The organism is Dawidia cretensis (assembly GCF_018598175.1).
Lineage (GTDB): Bacteria > Bacteroidota > Bacteroidia > Cytophagales > Cyclobacteriaceae > Ohtaekwangia > Ohtaekwangia cretensis.
Window position 1 is genome coordinate 1 of the sequence record NZ_JAHESE010000141.1, and the last position, 367, is coordinate 367.

The window sequence follows — 367 nt, forward strand, 5'->3', positions numbered from 1 at the left end:
GGCATATGATATATCGCCGAATAACGACGCCACTCCGTTTGTCCTGGGTACTTACGGATTCATGTCGCCAGAACAGCAGAAATCGCAAAAACCGGCCATCAAAGATGATATATACAGCATTGGAGCGTTGCTGATCAACGCCTTCACCGGTTTGAGCCCATCCAAGTTTAACCTTGAGACACGAAAAGTTGACGCTTCACGGCTCAATAGATTCATTGGTTCTTCAACTACAACGGAGCTCATAAGTAACTGCCTTGATTTCGACCGTGATGTGCGTCCTTCTATTGACGATATCTTGGGAGAACTCCTAGGACTCAGGGAGAAGATCAAGGAAAAGTCAGCTCCTTCCCCAGACACCACCTATTTG

At 46.9% G+C, this 367-nt stretch carries 1 protein-coding gene; it reads left to right on the forward strand.

The genetic code is table 11. From position 1 onward, the window contains the following. On the forward strand, positions 1–367 hold a 367-nt coding region (locus KK062_RS30100; RefSeq protein ID WP_254088089.1), incomplete at both ends, for a protein kinase family protein.